Genomic DNA, 18,061 nt, shown 5'->3' with positions numbered 1-18,061 from the left:
AAAATCCATATCCACCGCAGATCCATTGTGGGAGCGGGCTTGCTCGCGAAAGCGATTAACCCGTTCACACAAATCTCAAGCCGACAACATCCGCCGCAACTCAAGGCAATCCCGCGCATGCCAATCCGTCAGCTCCGGCCATGGATTGTCCGGCAAATTCACCAGCACCGTCCGTGCCCCCGCCGCACGTCCGCAATCCAGGTCGAAGCGGTAGTCGCCCACCATCACCATCGTGTCGGGCGCCACGTTCCAGGCCTCGGCCAGTTTCAACAGGCCACCGGGATGCGGCTTGGGCGGTGCTTCGTCGCGACCCAGCACATCGTCTACCGCGAAACAGTCCGCCAGGCCGATGGCCTCCAGGGTCACGTGGGCCAGCTCACGGGCGTTGCGGGTCAGGATCCCCAGGCGATAGCCGCGCCCGGCCAGCTCGCGCACCAATTCGACCGCGCCCGGCGCAGGCTTGGAGCCCAGCGCCAGGTCCCGCTCGTGTTCCAGCAACCAGGCATGCTTGGCCGTGGCCTCCTCAGCGGGCAACCCTGCCAGGTGAGTGAGGATGTCATCTTCAGCCGGAATCGCCAGGGCCACGCGGATCGCCGCGAAATCATGCACGGCGATGGTCAGCGTGCCATCCATGTCGAACACCCAGTGACGAACCTCGGCCAGGCTCATGCCCAGTCCTTGCGGTGGCGAATCAGGCCTTCCTGGGTGACCGACGCCACCAGTTGCCCAGCGCGATTGAACACGCTGCCACGGGAGAAACCACGGGAATTGCCGGCCCACGGGCTGTCCATGGCGTAGAGCAACCAGTCATCGGCCCGCAGGTCAGCGTGGAACCACAACGCGTGATCGAGGCTGGCGACCTGCATGTCCTTCTGCCACACCGATTTGCCGTGGGGCAGCATCGAGGTGGTCAGCAGGCCGAAGTCTGACGCGTAGGCCAGCAGGTATTTGTGCAGGGCCGGGATGTCCGCCAAGGCGCCATCGGCACGGAACCACACGTATTTCACCGGGTCGGCCGGTTGCGGGTTGTACGGATCTTTTTCGGTGACCGGGCGGACTTCGATCGGCTTGGGGCACAGCAGTTTTTCACGCATGTGCTCGGGCAGCAGGTGCGCGCGCTGCTGGGTCAGCTCCAGCTCGGACGGCAGGTTCTCCGGGCCGACGACTTGCGGCATGGTGCTCTGGTGCTCGAAACCCTGCTCGTCATACTGGAACGAGGCGCTGCAGGTGAAGATCGGGTTGCCCTTCTGGATCGCCGTCACTCGGCGGGTGCTGAAACTGCCACCGTCACGCACCCGGTCCACCTGGTAGACCACCGGCAGCGCGGCATCGCCTGGACGCAGGAAATAACCGTGCATCGAATGCACATGGCGCGCCTCTTCCACGGTCTGGCTGGCCGCTGACAACGACTGGCCCAGTACCTGGCCGCCGAATAGCTGGCGAAACCCCAGGTCCTGGCTGCGACCGCGAAACAGGTTCTCTTCGATCGGTTCCAGGGTCAGCAGGTCGACCAGATCTTCCAACACGTGGCTCATTCAGACTTTCCTCACACAGCGCAAAAACCGCGCAGTCTACGCTGCGGCGGTGGATCGATTGTTGGCCCAGGCCATTCTGGCGGGCATTGTAAACGTCCGTGTCGGCTAACCGTGAAGGGTCTGCAACCATTGCTCACGATTGATGCGATAAAGCACATGGTGACGCAATGGATGATCGACCGCGAGTTTTGGGTGTTCAAAGTCGTCGGTAGGATCATGCCGCATGCCGATGGCCTGCATGACTTTCTGCGACGGCAGGTTATCCACAGCGGTAAACGCCACCACTTCATCCAGCCCCAGGCGGTCGAAGGCACAGCGCAGCGCGGTCCACGCCGCTTCGCTGGCATAGCCGAGCCCCCAATGCTCGCGCGCCAGGCGCCAGCCGATTTCCACCGCTGGCGTGAACGGCGCGTCGAACCCGACCACGCCCAGCCCGGTAAAGCCAATGAAAGCCCCGGTGTCCTTGCGCTCCAACGCCCACAAGCCAAAACCATGCTCGGCAAAATGCCCGCGCACACGGCCGATCAACGCAGCGCTTTCCAGGCGACTCAAGGGTGCCGGAAAATAACGCATCACTTGCGGATCGGCAGACATGGCCGCAAACGCCGGCAAATCATCGTCGCGCCACTGCCGCAATATCAGCCGTGCGCTTTCCAGTTCCAGTATCGGCTCCATCTTCACTCCCCCTCCATGCCCTCAGAGTCTACATCGCTGGTAGGATTCGTGGCTCAATCACCACTGAAAACACCATGCCGCTATCGCTGATCTATCACGAAGACTACAGCCCCGAATTCCCGGCGGAACACCGCTTCCCCATGGACAAGTTTCGCCTGTTGCGCGACCACCTGGTGGAGAGCGGCCTGACCCGCGATGCGGACCTGTTGCGCCCCTCACTGTGTCCGCCGGACATTCTCGCCCTGGCTCACGACCGCGCGTATATCGAGCGCTACATGGGCGGCGAGCTGTCCCGTGAAGACCAACGGCGACTGGGCCTGCCCTGGAGCGAGGCCCTGGCCCGCCGGACGGTGCGCGCCGTCGGCGGTTCGCTCCTGGCCGCCGAGCAAGCCCTCGCACACGGCCTGGCCTGTCATCTGGCCGGCGGCACCCACCACGCCCACTACGACCACCCGGCCGGGTTCTGCATTTTCAACGACCTGGCGGTGATCAGCCGTTATTTCCTGGCCAGCGGCCGGGTGTCGCGGGTGCTGATTTTCGATTGCGATGTGCATCAGGGCGACGGCACCGCTCGAATACTCCATGACACCCCGGACGCCGTGACAGTTTCCTTGCACTGCGAAAAGAATTTTCCCGCACGCAAGGCGCAAAGTGACTGGGACATCCCGCTGCCGATGGGCATGGGCGACGCCGCTTACCTGAACGTGGTGGACGATGCGCTCAACTACCTGCTGCCGCTCTATCAACCGGACCTGGTGCTGTATGACGCCGGCGTCGATGTGCACAAGGATGATGCCCTCGGTTACCTGAAGCTGACGGACGAAGGCCTCGCCGCCCGGGACGAGAGCGTCATGCGCCATTGCCTGGGGCGCGACATCCCGGTGGTTGGAGTGATCGGCGGTGGCTACAGCAAGGATCGCCAGGCCCTGGCCCGCCGCCACGGGATCCTGCACCACAGCGCACAAAGGGTCTGGACGTCATCAGGTTGTCACTGAAACCTGGGCTTTACCCACAATGCCTGTGGAGCGGCTTGTGGATAACCTGAGCGAAACGGCCTACAGGCTATGTTGCCTATGGCTTGCAGAGGCTTGGCTGTTTTTTGATCAGAGTTCTCAAGAACACCTGCATTCCCTTGTGGGAGCGGGCTTGCTCGCGAAGGCGGTGCGCCAGTCGATATTTATGTCACTGGCACACCGCATTCGCGAGCAAGCCCGCTCCCACAGGAATGTGTGCTGGTAGAATGCCTCGCCAATTCCAGCCCCGCAGCCCAGATCATGACCTCGACCGCCAAGCCCTCCCCCCCAAACATCGCCATCATCGGCGGCGGCCCCGCCGGCCTGATGGCGGCCGAGGTGTTGAGCCAGGCCGGCTTGCAGGTCGATCTGTACGACGGCATGCCATCGGTAGGCCGCAAATTCCTGCTGGCCGGCGTGGGCGGCATGAACATCACCCACTCCGAAGCCTTCCCGGCCTTCCTGTCCCGCTACGCCGAACGCGCGCCCAACCTCGCGCCACTGCTGCGAACGTTCGGGGCGGACGCGTTGTGCACCTGGATCCACGGGCTGGGCATCGACACCTTTGTCGGCAGCTCCGGGCGGGTATTTCCCACCGACATGAAGGCCGCGCCGCTATTGCGCGCCTGGCTCAAGCGCCTGCGCGATGCAGGCGTGGTGATCCACACCCGTCATCGCTGGCTCGGCTGGAACCCCGACGGCAGCTTGCGCATCGCCTCGCCGGAAGGCGAAAAAACCTTGCGCCCCCAGGCGACCTTGCTGGCGTTGGGCGGCGGCAGTTGGTCGCGCCTGGGCTCCGATGGCGCCTGGATGCTACCGCTGGAACAACGCGGCGTGGCGCTGGCGCCGTTGCAACCAAGCAACTGCGGGTTCGAGGTCGAGGCCTGGAGCGACTTGATGATCAGCAAATTCGCCGGCGCCCCGCTGAAAAACATCGCCATGGGCCTGAACGACGATGTGCCGCGCCTCGGCGAATGCGTGATCACCGTCACCGGCCTCGAAGGTAGCCTGGTCTATGCCCTGTCGGCGCCCATTCGTGAAGCCATCAACCAGCATGGCCACGCGACTATTCATCTGGACCTATTGCCGGGCCGGCCTGTGGATAAAATCCTCCAGGCCTTGAACAAACCGCGCGGCTCACGCTCGATGGCCAAGCATTTGCACAGCCAGTTGGGGATCGACGGCGTCAAGGCGGCGCTGCTGCGCGAGCTCACGCCGGCCGAGTGTTTCACTGACCCGGCGCAACTGGCCCAGGCGATCAAGGCCCTGCCGGTCACCCTGGTGAAGCCTCGCCCCCTGGACGAAGCCATCAGCAGCGCCGGTGGCGTGACCTTCGAGGCCCTGGATGAACGCCTGATGCTCAAGCACCTGCCCGGCGTGTTCTGCGCCGGGGAAATGCTCGACTGGGAAGCGCCGACCGGCGGCTACCTGCTCACGGCGTGCTTTGCCAGCGGCCGGGCGGCGGGGTTGGGGATGGTGGAGTGGTTACAGCGACTGGATTGAAACCTAGGCGCGGCCATCGCGAGCAGGCTCGTTCCCACATTGACGGCGTACACCTATCAACTGTGGGAGCGAGCCTGCTCGCGATAGCGGTTTATCAGATAGAGCAGACCATCAAGGCTTACGCTTACGCGGCCCAGTATTGAACACCGGCACTTTTCGCACAGGCTTGACCGAAGGTTCCACAGGCGCAGCGTCGCCACTGTCCACCCACTTACCCAGGTTGCGCTTGCCGCCACCCCCGGAGGTTTTCGGTTTCTTCGGCTTTTTCGGCTTCTTGATCACTTGGCCGCTGGCATCGGTGTCCGGCACCCGATGCTCAGGCTCGAAGTCCTGTTCCATCTGGCGAGCCAGCGTCTGGCGGGTCAACATCTCGATGGCCGACAGCAAATTCACCTCGTCAGCGCAGACCAGGGAAATCGCCTGCCCGGTGGCGCCCGCCCGACCGGTACGGCCGATACGGTGGATGTAATCTTCGGCGACGATCGGCAGGTCGAAGTTCACCACCAACGGCAAATCCTCGATGTCCAAGCCACGAGCAGCGACGTCGGTGGCGACCAGGATCTGCACTTCGCTGGCCTTGAAGCGGTCAAGCGCCCGCTGGCGGGTGGCCTGGGGTTTGTCCCCGTGGATGCCGTCGGCGTTGACGCCCAGACCTTGGAGTTTTTCCACCAGCGCATCGACGCCGTTGCGGGTCTTGGCGAAGACCAGCACCTGCTTCCACTTATTCTTGCGCATCAGGTGCACGAACAGTTCCGCCTTGCGCTTCTTGTCCACCGTCACCACCCATTGCTTGACGGTGTTGGCGGCGACGTTGCGCGGGCTCACTTCGATGCTCAGCGGATCGTTGAGCATCTGCCCGGCCAACAGGCGGATCGCATCGGAAAAGGTCGCCGAGAACAACAGAGTCTGGCGTTTCTTCGGCAAGGCCTTGTAGATATTCGCCAGTTCCTCGGAGAAGCCCAGGTCGAGCATGCGGTCGGCTTCGTCCAGCACCAGGGTCTGCAACTGGTTGAACTTCAGCGCGTTCTGGCGGAACAGATCGAGCAAGCGACCCGGCGTGGCAACCAGCAGGTCGACACCCTTGCGCAACTTCATCATCTGCGGGTTGATGCTGACGCCGCCGTAGACCGCGTAGGTGCTCAGCGGCAGGTTCTGCGCGTACTGACGCACGCTTTCATGGACCTGCTCAGCCAGTTCACGGGTCGGCACCAGGATCAGCGCCCGCACCGAGTTGGCCGCGACCTTCGGCCCTTCAGTGGTCAGCAACTGCAACAGCGGCACCGCAAAACCGGCGGTCTTGCCGGTGCCGGTCTGGGCCGCGGCCATCAGGTCGCGACCGGCGAGCACCGCCGGCATGGCTTGGGCCTGAACCGGGGTCGGGGTCTGGTAGCCGAGCGTCTCGAGGGCGCGCAACAAGGGTTCGATCAGGCCAAGGGTGGCGAAAGTCATGGAAGTACCGTAGGAAAAATCAGCGCAAGGTGTGCAATGCGCGGCAGTTTACCCTAAATCAGGCGGCGGCCGGCGCAGGCTTGGGCTTGCGCCACTGCGGCAAGCCGATCAACACCACGGCACTGATGATCACCAACATCGCCAGGGCCTCCTCCATGCCGATGGTTTCACCGGCAAACACGATGCCCAACAGCACCGCCACGGCCGGGTTGACGTAGGCATAACTGGTGGCCGCCGCCGGGCGCACATGCTTGAGCAGGTACATGTAGGCGTTGAAGGCGATGATCGAACCGAAGCCGATCAGGTAGAACAAGGCCAACCAACCTTCCAGCGGCGGCATGCTGTCCAGGTGTTCGCCGCTGGCGAAGCTGCCGATCAACAGCACCACACCGCCCACCAGCATTTCCACGGCACTGGCCATCGCCCCGGCCGGTAACGGCAAATGTTTGCTCAGCACCGAGCCAAAGGCCCAGGACGCCGCCGCGAACACCAGTAAGGTCGCGCCCAACGGGCTGGACTGCAGATTGGAACCGAGGTTGAGCATGGCGATGCCGATCAATCCCAGCACAATGCCCGCCCATTCCAGACGCGTATTACGCGCGCCCCAGAAATAGCCGCACAACAGGGTAAACAAAGGCACCGTCGCCACCGCCAATGCCGCGACCCCGGACGCCACGCCCGTGTGCTCGGCGACACTCACCGCGCCATTGCCAAAACTGAGCAGCAGCACGCCAATGATCGCCCCGGCCTTCCACTGCGCCCAGGTCGGTGCCGGCGCCCCACGCCAGCGCAGGAAGCCGTACATCAGCGAACCGGCCAGCACAAAACGAATCCCGGCCAGCAGCAACGGCGGCCAATGCTCTACACCGATACGAATCACCAGGTAGGTCGAACCCCAGATGACGTACAAGGCAAAGAAGGCAGCGATCAAGGGCAGGGGAAAACGGCGTGTGCCAGGCATGTTCAACTCGAAGTCAGGACAATGAGAGACGTTATTCTAGAAAGGCGACAGACGGAATTTAAGTTACAAAACCTGTTTATCCAAGCCATACACTTTTCAAAACACGGCGTTCGGCGCTATAAATCGCGCTTTCGAAAGTCACGTCATTTGGAAGCCTACCTGTGGATAAATACGACCGCATGCTGCTCAGCGCCTTGTTGGAAAACGGTCGTGCGTCCTACGCTGAACTGGCCCGCAAAGTGAACCTGTCAGCCCCGGCCGTGGCTGAGCGGGTCAGCAAACTGGAAACCAGCGGCGTCATCACCGGCTATCAAGCCAAGGTCGACATGGCCAAGATCGGCCTGCCAGTGCAATGCGTCATCGAACTGCGCATGAACCAGCACGGCAACCAGAAGACCTACGATGAACTGTGCAAGATCCCACAACTGACCGAATGCCACCGGGTCACCGGGGATCCATGCGTGATCATGCAAGCGGCAGTCGGCTCGATGCCCGAGTTGGAAGAATTGATCAACCGCATCGCCAAGTTCGGCTTCAGCAAGACCTCGATCGTGCTGTCCAGCGCCATTGAAAAGCGCGTGCCGTTGGGGCAGTTGGAAGGGAATGGCAAATAGACGGCCCAACACAAATCAAAACTGTGGGAGCGGGCTTGCTCGCGAATGCGGTGTGTCAGTACGTAAACATGCGACTGACACACCGCATTCGCGAGCAAGCCCGCTCCCACAAGGGTTTTGTGGTGTGCTTAGAACCCGCGATGCCGCTTGAGGTGCTCGCTGATCTTCGCCGCCGGCACCTTCTGCAAACTGCACAGCAGATCATGGGACAACGCCCGCAGCCCATGCTTTTGCCGCAGCTCCGAAGCCAGGTGCGCGGTGAGGTTGGCGGCCATTTCGGCGTCGGCCATGGCCCGGTGAGCCTGGCCGGTGTGGGGCAAGCCGGCAAACACGTTGAGTGTGCCGAGCTTGTGGTTCGGCGCCGCCGGCATCAAGCGCCGGGCCAGCAACAGTGAGCAGGCAAAATTCTGCAAGCGGGTGCGCTTGATGCGTCCCAGCTCGAAATCCCAGAACTTCTGGTCGAACGCAGCGTTGTGGGCCAGCAGCGGCGTGGTGCCGACAAACTCGTTGACCTCGTTCATGACCTTTTCCGCCGACGGTGCGCTGCGCAACATGGCGTTGCTGATGCCGGTCAGTTGTTCGATGAAGGCTGGGACGCGTACACCGGCATTCATCAGGCTCTGGTAGCGGTCGACGATCCGGCCTTGTTCGAGCATCACCACTGCGATTTCAGTGGCCCGGCAGCTGCTGCTCGGGGTGATGCCGGTGGTTTCAAAGTCGATGACTGCGATGCGTTCCAAACCTTTTGAACTCCGTGAAAATCAATTCTTGAGCAACAACGCGCCTTCGATGGGCACATAGCGACTGGCGGCGCGGATCAGCGAGTTGGCGGTCAACCCCGGCACGCCATAGGCCACGGCCTGGATGCCGTGCTTGTTGATGATGCGTTCGAGCAGCATGTCGAAATCGCCATCGCCGGAGGCCAGCACCACTTCATCGACGTGGTCGGCGGCGTCCATGATGTCCAGCGTGATGCCCACGTCCCAGTCGCCCTTGGCCGAGCCGTCGCTGCGCTGGATGTAGGGCTTGAGCTTCACGATGAAACCCAGGTTGCGCAGGATCTGCTGGAACTGCTGCTGCTTGCTGTCACCGCGATCGATCGCATAGGCGTAGGCCTCGACGATCTGCCCCTGTTTGCTGACATCGGCCCACAGCGCGGCATAGTTGAAATGGCAACCATAAGCCTGGCGCACGGTGTAGTAGAGGTTCTGGACATCGGCGAACACTGCAATTTTTTTCACCGCGTTTCCTCTTGGATGCACACGCAGGCAGACCACCAGGGCCGAAAAGTCGCCCAGTATGCCAGCCAGAGGGATTGTTCCGCGAATAATCGGCCCGAGGCGCCTGGGCGCCCCGGACGAATGGCAGCTCAGACGAAGGAGTCGTCGTCGCCGAAGGAAGATGAATCGTCGCTGTAGTCCGCGTCGCTGAACCCGCCCGGGTCGTTACCGTAGGCGTCGTTATCGGCCATACGCTGGTCATCGCCCCAACCGCTGTCTGTGGTGTCGCTGACCGGTTGCGCCGGTTCTTCCTTGAGGATCTCGACGATTTCCTGCGGTTGCTGGTTGCTGTGGAACAGGCTGCTGATGCCCTGGGCCAGCATCACGCCACCGGCCACGCCCGCCGCGGTTTTCAGCGCGCCGCCGAGGAAGCTGCCCGCTGCCGGCGCCTGCTGCTGCGGCGCGCCATAATTGCCGGACGGCGCGCCGAAACCCTGTTGCGCCGGGGCATTGAAGGACGACGGTGCCGGTTCGCGCCAACCACCACCGCTGGAGGCCGGTGCGCTCGCCGGGCGCGAGTCCCGTGGGCTACCGCCGAAAATACTCGAGAGGAAACCACCGCCACCGCTGGACGCCGGCACTTGCCTGCGAGCCTGTTGCAGCTCGGCCTGCAACTGCTCGACCTGCTGGGAGAGCTGCCTGTTCTGCTCATCGAGGCGCTTGATCGCGGCCTCCTGCACCAGGATCGCCTGGGCCATGAAATAGCCCGCCGCTGGCTGGCTCGCCAGGTGCTCCTTGATCCGCGCCTCGGCCTGGGCATCGCGCGGGGCTGAATCCTTTTCGGCCTGTTGCAGCCGTGAAAACAGTCCATCGATCAGGGTTTGTTCTTCGCTGTTCATGGCGACCTCATTCGATTGCCGGGTAGAAACCATTCCGATCCCGAAGACCGGTGCCCATCAGTAATGGGGCGCGTCGAAAAGCTTTCAATGGTCTTTACCTGATGTTTACGTTTGTTTCTGCGGTCACCTGATGGGTAAAGTGTCGGACCGCTTTTTTTGAACTGCGATACCGACCCATGAATCCGTTAGAAGTACTGCGTGACTCCTTGTATTTTTTCAAGCGCCATCTGGGCCGGATCGCCCAGTTGTGCCTGCCGCTGGTGATACTTGAAGCCGTGCTGCAACAAGGGGTGGACAACGCCCTGGGGGCCGACGGTTTTTCCGGCTACAGCGTAATCGTTGGGTTATTGGTTTATCCGCTGTACACCGCGGCGCTGATTCTGTTCCTCGATGCCCGCAGCCGTGGTGAAGCGCCACGCACGCGAGACCTGCTTGCCGCCGCCCTGCTCCAGTGGCCGCGCTTTGCCTTGCTGACCGCTCTCAACACGTTGCTGATTCTGATCGGCATTTCCTTGTACTTCCTGCCTGGGCTGTGGCTGATGGTCGTCCTGGCCTTCGGTGAATACCTGTTGGTGTTGAAAGGCCTGGCGCCACTGGCCGCCATGAAGGAAAGCGCGCGCCTGAGTCGAGGCCATTTCTGGCGAATCCTGCTCTGCATCCTGGCCGTCATGGTCCCGCTGTGGTTGCTCAAGGGTGCCAGCGTCTCGGTGTATCCGCCGCCGCAGAATCCGTTGATCAGCTTGTTGGTCGACAGCCTCCACAGTTTCCTGCAGTTGTTCACCACCGTGGTGTTGTTCCGAATGTTCATGCTGATTGCAGAAAAACCCAAGCCATGACCCGTCTACTGCGCCACGCCTTGCTGGGCCTGCTGTTGATTGTCGGCATCGGTGCCTTTGCAACCTATGGCCTGACCTGGCGCCCCCAGGCCCGGGAAGCACTGCCCGTCAGTTGCACGGCCAACGCAGCAGCGCTGGTGCCCGGCCAGGCCTTGAAGGTGATGACCTGGAACGTCCAGTTCCTCGCCGGCAAGCGCTACGTGTTCTGGCACGACCTGGCCCAGGGCGACGATGAAAGCCCGACCTTGGAGGACATGGCCTTCAGCCTCGACGAAGTGGCCCGGGTCATTCGCGACGAACAACCGGACATCGTCTTGCTCCAGGAACTGGACAAGGGCGCCAAGGCCAGCGATTACCAGGACCAGCTCAAGCTGCTACAGGAACGCCTGGCCGACCTCTATCCGTGCGGCACCAGCGCCTTCGACTGGAAAGCCGACTTCATCCCCAACCCGCGCATCTTCGGCAGTGTCGGCCGGCAACTGGCGACCCTGAGTCGCTACCGCATCGACCATGCCGAACGGGTGCAACTGCCGGTGGCCGACGCCAACTTCATCAGCCGTCAGTTCCAGCCAAAAAACGCTTTGTTGGTGAGTTATCTGGCGCTGAGCGACGGCGGCCAACTGGCGGTGCTCAACACCCATCTGGAACGGGCCACCGAGCCGGACGACACCCTGCCCAAGCAAATCGCCGCCGTCACCAAGGCAGTGGATAAATTCGAATCCGCGGGCACGCCCTGGCTGATCGGTGGCGATTTCAACCTGCTGCCCCTGGGCCAGTACCGGCGCCTGCCGTCCGAGCAACGCACGCCCTACGCCGCCGACAGCCCGCTGCACCTGCTGTGGGACAAATACCCGATGATCCCCACCAACAACGAAGCCAGCGGCATCGACCGCGAACATTGGCTGACCCACTACCCGAACGACCCCGGCCTCAACGGCCCCGACCGCACCGTCGACTACCTGTTCTACAGCCCGCACATCAAACGGGTCCAGGCCCAGGTAAGGCAGGACGACACCTTGCGCATCTCCGATCACTTGCCGGTGATCGCGCGGTTCCTGTTGCCGGCGATGCCGTGATTTGAGCCCCATCACCGAACAACTGTGGGAGCGGGCTTGCTCGCGAATACGGTGGGTCAGTTACATAAATTATTGACTGACACTCCGCATTCGCGAGCAAGCCCGCTCCCACAAAGGTTTTGTCTCGGCCCCAATTACTTACGCGGCTTGACCCGCGCCGTCGCCTCGGCCACCAGCGGGTCGTCCGGCCAGTAATGCTTGGGATAACGCCCCTTGAGGTCCTTCTTCACCTCGGCATAGGTGCTGCGCCAGAAGTTCGCCAAATCCTGGGTCACCTGCACCGGCCGCCGCGCTGGCGACAGCAGGTGCAACTTGACCACCTGCCGGCCGCCGGCAATGCGCGGGGTGTCGGCCAGGCCGAAGAGTTCCTGCAGGCGCACCGCGAGGATCGGTGGATGCTCGCTGTAGTCCAGGCGGATCGACGAGCCCGAGGGCACGTTCAAATGGTGCGGCGCCAGTTCATCCAAGCGTTGCGGCAGGGGCCAGGGCAACAGGTTGTGAACGAAGCTCGACACGTCCAGGTTGGCGAAATGGCTGAGGCGCGAGACGCGGCCCAGATACGGCATCAACCAATGCTCGAGGCTGTCCAGCAAGGCGCCGTCGCTGACGTCTGGCCATTCGCTCTCGCCCTTGGCGTCCAGGTCCATGCGCCGCAGCAGCGCCACCCGCGCCTGCCATTGCCGCAGTTCCGGGGTCCAGGGCAATAATTCCAGGCCCTTGCGCCGCACCAGGTTCACCAAGGCCTGGCTACGGGCTGACTCATCCAGGCCGGTCAGCGGTTCGCGGCTGAGCACCAGCTCGCCGACCTTGCGCTGGCGCTCGGCCCGCAGCACGCCTTCGCGCTCGTCCCAATCCAGTTGGTCCACGGTGCGCACTTGCTCGGCCAGCACCGAATCGAACAGCGTCGGGTCGAAATCCGTCGCCAGATAGATTCGCTCTTCGCGCTGGCCCTGGCGACTGCCCAAATCGGCGATCACCAGCCACGCCTGTTTCATCAGGCTGTCGGCCTCGGCAAACAGCGCCGCACGACCATTGGCCAAACGATATTCCGCGCCGCCGGGCCGGCGCTGCTGGGCGACACGGTCCGGGTAGGCCAATGCCAGCAAGGCGCCGAGCCAGCGCGGATGATCGGGATCGGCCACGGCCTCTTCGGCCTTGCCCCGCAGGTAGCCGCGATACTGCCGAGCCAATTGCCGGGCCCGTTGCACCCCACCTTGGGCGCCCCGCGCGGCGCGTTCTTCGCCCGACAGCAAGGCCAGGCGACTGTGCAAGTCCGCGCCGGCACCACGGAGAATGTCGCGCTCGCCCAACAGTGCGGCGACATTGCAGGCCATGTCTGCCAGGCCCAGCGCCTGGCCGCGCAACAGCAGATGGGCGATACGCGGGTGGGCCGGCAGTTCGGCCATGGCCTGGCCGTGGCGGGTCAGTTGCTCACCCTCCAGCGCGCCCAGGCGTTGCAGCAGGTCTTGGGCCTGGGCATACGCAGCGGCAGGCGGAACGTCGAGCCAGACCAGTTGCTGCGGCGTCACGCCCCAGCGCCCCAGTTGCAGGGCCAACCCGGCCAGGTCCGCCGACAGAATCTCCGCGCTGCCGTAAGCGGCCAATTGTTCATGCTGATCTTCGGACCACAACCGGTAACACACACCCGGTTCCAGGCGCCCAGCACGACCGGCCCGCTGGGTGGCGCTGGCCCGGGAAATGCGCTGGGTGTCGAGACGGGTCATGCCGCTGCCCGGATCGAAACGCGGCACCCGGGCCAGTCCGGCGTCGATCACCACCCGCACGCCGTTGATGGTCAGGCTGGTCTCGGCGATGTTGGTGGCCAACACCACTTTGCGCTGGCCGGGGGGCGCCGGGTCGATGGCGGCGCGTTGGGCGGCGAGGTCCAGTTCGCCGTGCAACGGACAGAGCAACACATTGCCGCCCTCACCCAAGGCCTCGGCCAGTTGCTGATGCACCCGGCGAATCTCCGCCTGCCCGGGCAAGAACACCAGGACGCTGCCGGTTTCATCGTGCAGGGCGTCGAGCACGGTCTGCACCAGGCGCGGCTCGATGAACTCGCCGGGCTGGAACGGCCGGCCCCAGCGCACCGTCACCGCAAACATGCGGCCTTCGCTGCGCAGGATCGGCGCGTCGCCCAGCAACCCGGCCAGGCGCTCGCCTTCCAGGGTGGCGGACATCAACAGGATCTTCAGCGGCTGGTCGTCGCGAAACAACTCACGACCGTTGAGGCTCAGGGCCAGGGCCAGGTCGGCGTCGAGGCTGCGTTCATGGAATTCATCGAAAATCAGCAGCCCCACGCCTTCCAGCGCCGGGTCGTCCTGCAAGCGGCGGGTGAGAATGCCTTCGGTGACCACTTCGATGCGGGTCTTGGGCCCGACCTTGCTGTCGAGGCGAATCCGGTAGCCGACCGTCTCGCCGACCTTTTCCCCCAGCTCGCTGGCCAGCCGTTCGGCCGCCGCCCGTGCCGCCAGGCGCCGGGGTTCGAGCATCAGGATGGTCTGTCCGGCCAGCCACGGCTCGTTCAGCAAGGCCAGGGGAACACGGGTGGTTTTACCGGCACCGGGCGGCGCTTCGAGCACGGCTTCGTGGCGCAACGCCAAGGCTTGGCGCAGGGCGGGTAAAACTTCATCAATCGGCAAAGAAATCATGCTGGCTCCAAAACAGAGGGCCGAGTATAACGGCGAACTGTTTAGCGTGGTCTGGACTCCAACCAGCAACGCCTCTACCTGTTCAGGAGATTGCTATGCGTATTCCCTTTCGCGTGATCGGTGGCGTCCTGGTCGCCACCCTGCTGACCCAGATCAGCGCCTGTGGCTCGATCTTCTACCCGGACCGTCGCGGCCAGATCGACGGCAAGATCGACCCGGCCATCGCCGCCCTCGATGCCGTCGGCCTGCTGTTCTACATCATCCCTGGCCTGATCGCGTTCGCCGTGGACTTTGCCACCGGTGCCATTTATTTCGAACCGGGCCGCAGCGTCCAGATCGAGCCCGAGAAGCTCAAGCCGGCCATCAACCCCGATGGCACCGTCAATAACCAAAAACTGCAGGCGATCCTGGAACGCGAACTGGGCCGCAGCTTTCCGTTGGACGATCCGCGCCTGATCCAACACAAGGGCAGCGCACAACAACTGGCTGCCCTCGGTCTCAAACCGGCCGCATGACCGACGCGACTGAAGGAACGACCGCGCCATGACCACCAGCACCGAACACGCTCGCCTGTTGCGCCTGGCCACCCGGGCGTCGGTGGCCGTGGCACTGACATTGATTGTCGCCAAGGCCTTCGCCTGGTGGCTCAGCGGTTCGGTGAGCATGCTTGCCGGCCTGACCGACTCGGCGCTGGACGGCGTCACCTCGCTGCTCAATCTGCTGGCGGTGCATTACGCCTTGCGTCCCGCCGACGATGACCATCGCTACGGTCACGGCAAGGCCGAATCCCTGGCGGGCATGGCCCAGGCGCTGTTTATCGGCGGCAGTGCGGTACTGATCGCCTTGCAGGCCTTCGAACGCCTGAAGGAGCCGGTGCCGGTGGACGCGCCCTGGCTCAGCGTCGGTGTGATCGTGTTTTCCCTGGTGCTGACCTTGGCGCTGCTGGCGTTGCAGCATCGGGTCATCCGCGCCACCGGCTCCAACGCCGTGCGCGCCGACTCGCTGCACTATCGCTCGGACCTGTTGCTCAACGGCAGCATCCTGGTGGCGCTGGTACTGGCAGGGTTGGGCTGGTATCAACTCGACGCCTGGTTCGGCCTGGGGATCGCGGCGTACATCCTGTGGAGCGCCATCCAGATCGCCCGGGAAAGCTTCGCCGTGCTGATGGATGAAGAACTGCCGCCCGACGTCAGCCAGCGCATGCTGGAACTGGCCTGCGCGGTGCCCGGCGTGCTCGGCGCCCATGACCTGCGCACGCGGGTTTCCGGCAACCACTGGTTCGTGCAGTTGCACCTGGAGCTGCCGGGGGAACTGACCCTGTCAGTGGCCCACGGCATCAGCGACCAGGCCGCCGATGCGATCCACCGCGCTTATCCGAAAGCCGAAGTGCTGGTGCACGCCGATCCGTCGGAAGTGGTGAAGCGCGCCAGCGCCTGATGCTCGAGATTTGAACACACAACCTGTGGCGAGGGAGCTTGCTCCCGCTCGGTTGCGCAGCGACCGCAAGATCTTAGGGCCGCTGCGCAGCCCAGCGGGAGCAAGCTCCCTCGCCACAGGGAGCTGTTTTTTCTATTTCGAGTAATCAGTACATCACCTGATACCCACGACTACTCAAGCAACTGCCTTGGGCCTGGCGATAGGTCTGCACCACTTCCGGTGCCGGTGGGTAGGTGTAGTTGCGCGGGTCGAAACCACTCTGCTGCACTGCCCAGCGATAGCAGTCGTAGCCATCCTGATTGACCTGTTCGGGCGGCTGGCCGTTGGCGGGATAGGCCACTACGTCGAAACTGTTGCCCTGGGGTTGCGGCTGCGGGTTGGCGGCCGGCGCATCGACCACGACGTAATCCTGGGTGTTGGCTTCGTAGATGTAATAAGCGCCGGCAGCGAGGAAGAACAGCGAGCTGCCGATCCACACTTCCCTGGCATAATCGGGCAAGTAACGGGTACGGATGCCACGCGGTGGCGCGACCACGACATAACGCGGCCCTTGCGGGCGATACCAGTAGCCGCCTGAGTAGAAATAATCCTGGCCGCGATAGGGCACACGGTAGTTGCGATCCGGGAAACGGTCGATCACATAACCCGGACGGTACTGCGGCCCAGGGCCCCAACCGTTGCCATGCCCACCCGGCCGACCGGGCCAAGGCTGATCGGGACGGCCGTCATGGTCGGGTCGCGGACCTGCGTTCGGATAACCATCATTGCGCCGTGGGATATCGCGATAGTAGCCCGGTTGCGGTTCACGGGTCTGGGTCACGCTGTCGGGCCGACCCTGGATCGGCAGGTGGTTGCCAGGTTGCGGCTGCGGCGGCCGCCCATGAACGTTAGGGTCCTGGGGAGGACGATCGTAGTGCTGTCCGCCTGGGTCATGCGGCTTGACCTCGAACTGACGACTGTTGTCGCCCCGAATGATCTCGTTGCCCTGCGGCCGTGGCTGGCCTGAGTAACCCTGGCCGTTGCCGCCACGACCGTCCTGCCCGCGACCGCCGTCCGGGCCGCCACGGTTTTGCTGATCGTCGGCCATTCCCTGCGCACTGACACTTGCCCACAACAGACCAACACCTGCCAAACGCCAGATGCGCGACTTCATGAAATTCCTCACAACGGTTCAAGGCCTGATGATAAGACTGAGAAAGCCCAGGCCGGTTCTGCGACAGATTATCAGCCACGGGGTTTATTTCGCAGGCATTAAAAAAGGGAGGCCCGTCGGCCTCCCCTTGAGAATTTCGTCCGTGCGCGACGCTTATGACGTCGGCTCACCTCACGCCGTCTTCTGGACGGTGTGCAGCTCGGGGGCCTGCCAGTACCGGTGGGTACTGCGGCCGCAGCCGGCCTGATTGGGCGGGCTGCACTGGACTGTTTGTCCGAGCAGTGATCTTGGTGGTAAGCATAAGCCTGGGGCGCCGATAGATGATTGCGAAGATTGCGGAAATAAACATCACTTGCGCAATTTTTAACCCCGGATAGATAATCCGCCGCAATTATCAAGATAAAGGCCCGACCGATGAGCAAACTCGACCGTTACGACCTGAGCATTCTGGCGGAACTGCAACGTGACGCGCGCATCTCCAACCAGGAACTGGCCGAACGCATCGGCCTGTCGCCCTCCCCCTGCTCACGGCGGGTCAAGCAGTTGGAGGATGACGGCTACATCACCCGCCAGGTCGCCCTGCTCGACCGCAAGCTGCTCGGCCTGAGCCTGACGGCTTATGTGCTGATCGGCATGGACCGCCACACTCCCGAGCGTTTCGAGAACTTCGAAGCCGCCATCCGCAACCTGCCACAAGTGCTGGAGTGCAGCCTGGTCACCGGCATGGACGCCGACTACCAACTCAAGGTCGTCGTGCCGGACATGGATCATTACCAGAAACTGCTGCTGGGGCACCTGACCCGGATCGATGGCGTTACCAGCGTGCGTTCGAGTTTTGTGCTGAACCAGGTGCTTAACAGCACTGAACTGCCGTTGACGCATCTGCGTAGCTGACCGCTTTCATGCTCTACACAGTTTTACTGTGGGAGCGGGCTTGCTCGCGAAGACGACAGCACATTCAACATTTTTGCTGATTGACAGACCGCTTTCGCGAGCAAGCCCGCTCCCACAGTCAATTTGGCACTGCTGAATCCGGGTT

At 63.1% G+C, this 18,061-nt stretch carries 18 protein-coding genes; 8 read left to right on the top strand and 10 right to left on the bottom strand.

Annotated elements, in window-relative coordinates:
* Window positions 1-75: 75 nt before the first annotated feature.
* The 3 genes from M1D99_RS04400 to M1D99_RS04390 form a co-directional block, all read right to left on the bottom strand.
* A complete protein-coding gene (locus M1D99_RS04400) occupies window positions 76-669 on the bottom strand; it encodes an HAD family hydrolase (protein ID WP_186706538.1) in 594 nt (197 codons plus the stop codon).
* On the bottom strand, window positions 666-1,535 hold the full coding sequence (gene tesB, locus M1D99_RS04395) for an acyl-CoA thioesterase II (protein WP_039594097.1): 870 nt from the start codon (window positions 1,533-1,535) through the stop codon (window positions 666-668). The genes M1D99_RS04400 and tesB overlap by 4 nt, the downstream gene beginning before the upstream one ends.
* Window positions 1,536-1,640: 105 nt before the next feature.
* Window positions 1,641-2,210 (bottom strand): GNAT family N-acetyltransferase, encoded by a 570-nt coding sequence (locus tag M1D99_RS04390; RefSeq protein WP_434574185.1) that lies wholly within the window; start codon window positions 2,208-2,210, stop codon window positions 1,641-1,643.
* Window positions 2,211-2,284: 74 nt separating this feature from the next.
* On the opposite strand from M1D99_RS04390, the gene M1D99_RS04385 reads away from it, so the two are divergent.
* Together M1D99_RS04385 and M1D99_RS04380 are read left to right on the top strand one after the other, a co-directional pair.
* Entirely contained in the window at window positions 2,285-3,205 is a 921-nt protein-coding gene (locus tag M1D99_RS04385) for a histone deacetylase family protein (RefSeq protein WP_458131428.1), read from the top strand.
* A gap of 279 nt (window positions 3,206-3,484) precedes the next feature.
* On the top strand, window positions 3,485-4,726 hold the full coding sequence (locus M1D99_RS04380; protein WP_434574183.1) for a TIGR03862 family flavoprotein: 1,242 nt from the start codon (window positions 3,485-3,487) through the stop codon (window positions 4,724-4,726).
* Between the two features lie 111 nt (window positions 4,727-4,837).
* Here the strand turns inward: M1D99_RS04380 and M1D99_RS04375 are convergent, their stop codons facing one another.
* Window positions 4,838-6,175, bottom strand: a complete 1,338-nt coding sequence (locus M1D99_RS04375; RefSeq protein ID WP_434574181.1) for a DEAD/DEAH box helicase — start codon at window positions 6,173-6,175, stop codon at window positions 4,838-4,840.
* A gap of 58 nt (window positions 6,176-6,233) precedes the next feature.
* A complete protein-coding gene (gene yedA, locus M1D99_RS04370; RefSeq protein ID WP_186706543.1) occupies window positions 6,234-7,136 on the bottom strand; it encodes a drug/metabolite exporter YedA in 903 nt (300 codons plus the stop codon).
* A gap of 161 nt (window positions 7,137-7,297) precedes the next feature.
* On the opposite strand from yedA, the gene M1D99_RS04365 reads away from it, so the two are divergent.
* Window positions 7,298-7,750, top strand: coding sequence for an Lrp/AsnC family transcriptional regulator (locus M1D99_RS04365; protein WP_053125600.1), 453 nt, complete (start codon window positions 7,298-7,300; stop codon window positions 7,748-7,750).
* A 128-nt stretch (window positions 7,751-7,878) separates the two neighbouring features.
* Here the strand turns inward: M1D99_RS04365 and M1D99_RS04360 are convergent, their stop codons facing one another.
* The 3 genes from M1D99_RS04360 to M1D99_RS04350 form a co-directional block, all read right to left on the bottom strand.
* Window positions 7,879-8,490 (bottom strand): 3'-5' exonuclease, encoded by a 612-nt coding sequence (locus tag M1D99_RS04360; RefSeq protein ID WP_186730605.1) that lies wholly within the window; start codon window positions 8,488-8,490, stop codon window positions 7,879-7,881.
* Window positions 8,491-8,511: 21 nt separating this feature from the next.
* Window positions 8,512-8,991 (bottom strand): LabA-like NYN domain-containing protein, encoded by a 480-nt coding sequence (locus M1D99_RS04355; RefSeq protein ID WP_053125603.1) that lies wholly within the window; start codon window positions 8,989-8,991, stop codon window positions 8,512-8,514.
* Window positions 8,992-9,119: 128 nt separating this feature from the next.
* Entirely contained in the window at window positions 9,120-9,869 is a 750-nt protein-coding gene (locus tag M1D99_RS04350) for a DUF2076 domain-containing protein (protein ID WP_434574174.1), read from the bottom strand.
* Between the two features lie 176 nt (window positions 9,870-10,045).
* Between M1D99_RS04350 and M1D99_RS04345 the strand changes: the two genes are divergently transcribed.
* Together M1D99_RS04345 and M1D99_RS04340 are read left to right on the top strand one after the other, a co-directional pair.
* Entirely contained in the window at window positions 10,046-10,705 is a 660-nt protein-coding gene (locus tag M1D99_RS04345) for a YciC family protein (protein ID WP_186706546.1), read from the top strand.
* Window positions 10,702-11,781: an endonuclease/exonuclease/phosphatase family protein gene (locus M1D99_RS04340; RefSeq protein WP_434574172.1), complete on the top strand. Its 1,080-nt coding sequence runs from the start codon at window positions 10,702-10,704 to the stop codon at window positions 11,779-11,781. The genes M1D99_RS04345 and M1D99_RS04340 overlap by 4 nt, the downstream gene beginning before the upstream one ends.
* Window positions 11,782-11,915: 134 nt before the next feature.
* Here M1D99_RS04340 and hrpB read toward each other — a convergent pair whose 3' ends face one another.
* Complete coding sequence (hrpB, locus tag M1D99_RS04335) at window positions 11,916-14,432, bottom strand: ATP-dependent helicase HrpB (RefSeq protein ID WP_458131427.1); 2,517 nt, start codon at window positions 14,430-14,432, stop codon at window positions 11,916-11,918.
* A 95-nt stretch (window positions 14,433-14,527) separates the two neighbouring features.
* Between hrpB and M1D99_RS04330 the strand changes: the two genes are divergently transcribed.
* Window positions 14,528-14,947, top strand: a complete 420-nt coding sequence (locus M1D99_RS04330; RefSeq protein ID WP_053125612.1) for a hypothetical protein — start codon at window positions 14,528-14,530, stop codon at window positions 14,945-14,947.
* 28 nt (window positions 14,948-14,975) lie between these two features.
* Window positions 14,976-15,869, top strand: coding sequence for a cation diffusion facilitator family transporter (locus M1D99_RS04325; protein WP_186706549.1), 894 nt, complete (start codon window positions 14,976-14,978; stop codon window positions 15,867-15,869).
* Between the two features lie 145 nt (window positions 15,870-16,014).
* Here M1D99_RS04325 and M1D99_RS04320 read toward each other — a convergent pair whose 3' ends face one another.
* Window positions 16,015-17,022, bottom strand: coding sequence for a DUF6515 family protein (locus M1D99_RS04320; RefSeq protein ID WP_458131426.1), 1,008 nt, complete (start codon window positions 17,020-17,022; stop codon window positions 16,015-16,017).
* A gap of 414 nt (window positions 17,023-17,436) precedes the next feature.
* On the opposite strand from M1D99_RS04320, the gene M1D99_RS04315 reads away from it, so the two are divergent.
* A complete protein-coding gene (locus M1D99_RS04315; protein WP_003185723.1) occupies window positions 17,437-17,916 on the top strand; it encodes an Lrp/AsnC family transcriptional regulator in 480 nt (159 codons plus the stop codon).
* Window positions 17,917-18,061 lie beyond the last annotated feature (145 nt).

This window comes from Pseudomonas sp. R3-41 (assembly GCF_054161485.1).
The sequence above is the reverse complement of the archived record's forward strand: the minus strand, read 5'-3'. Positions and strand labels throughout refer to the sequence as shown.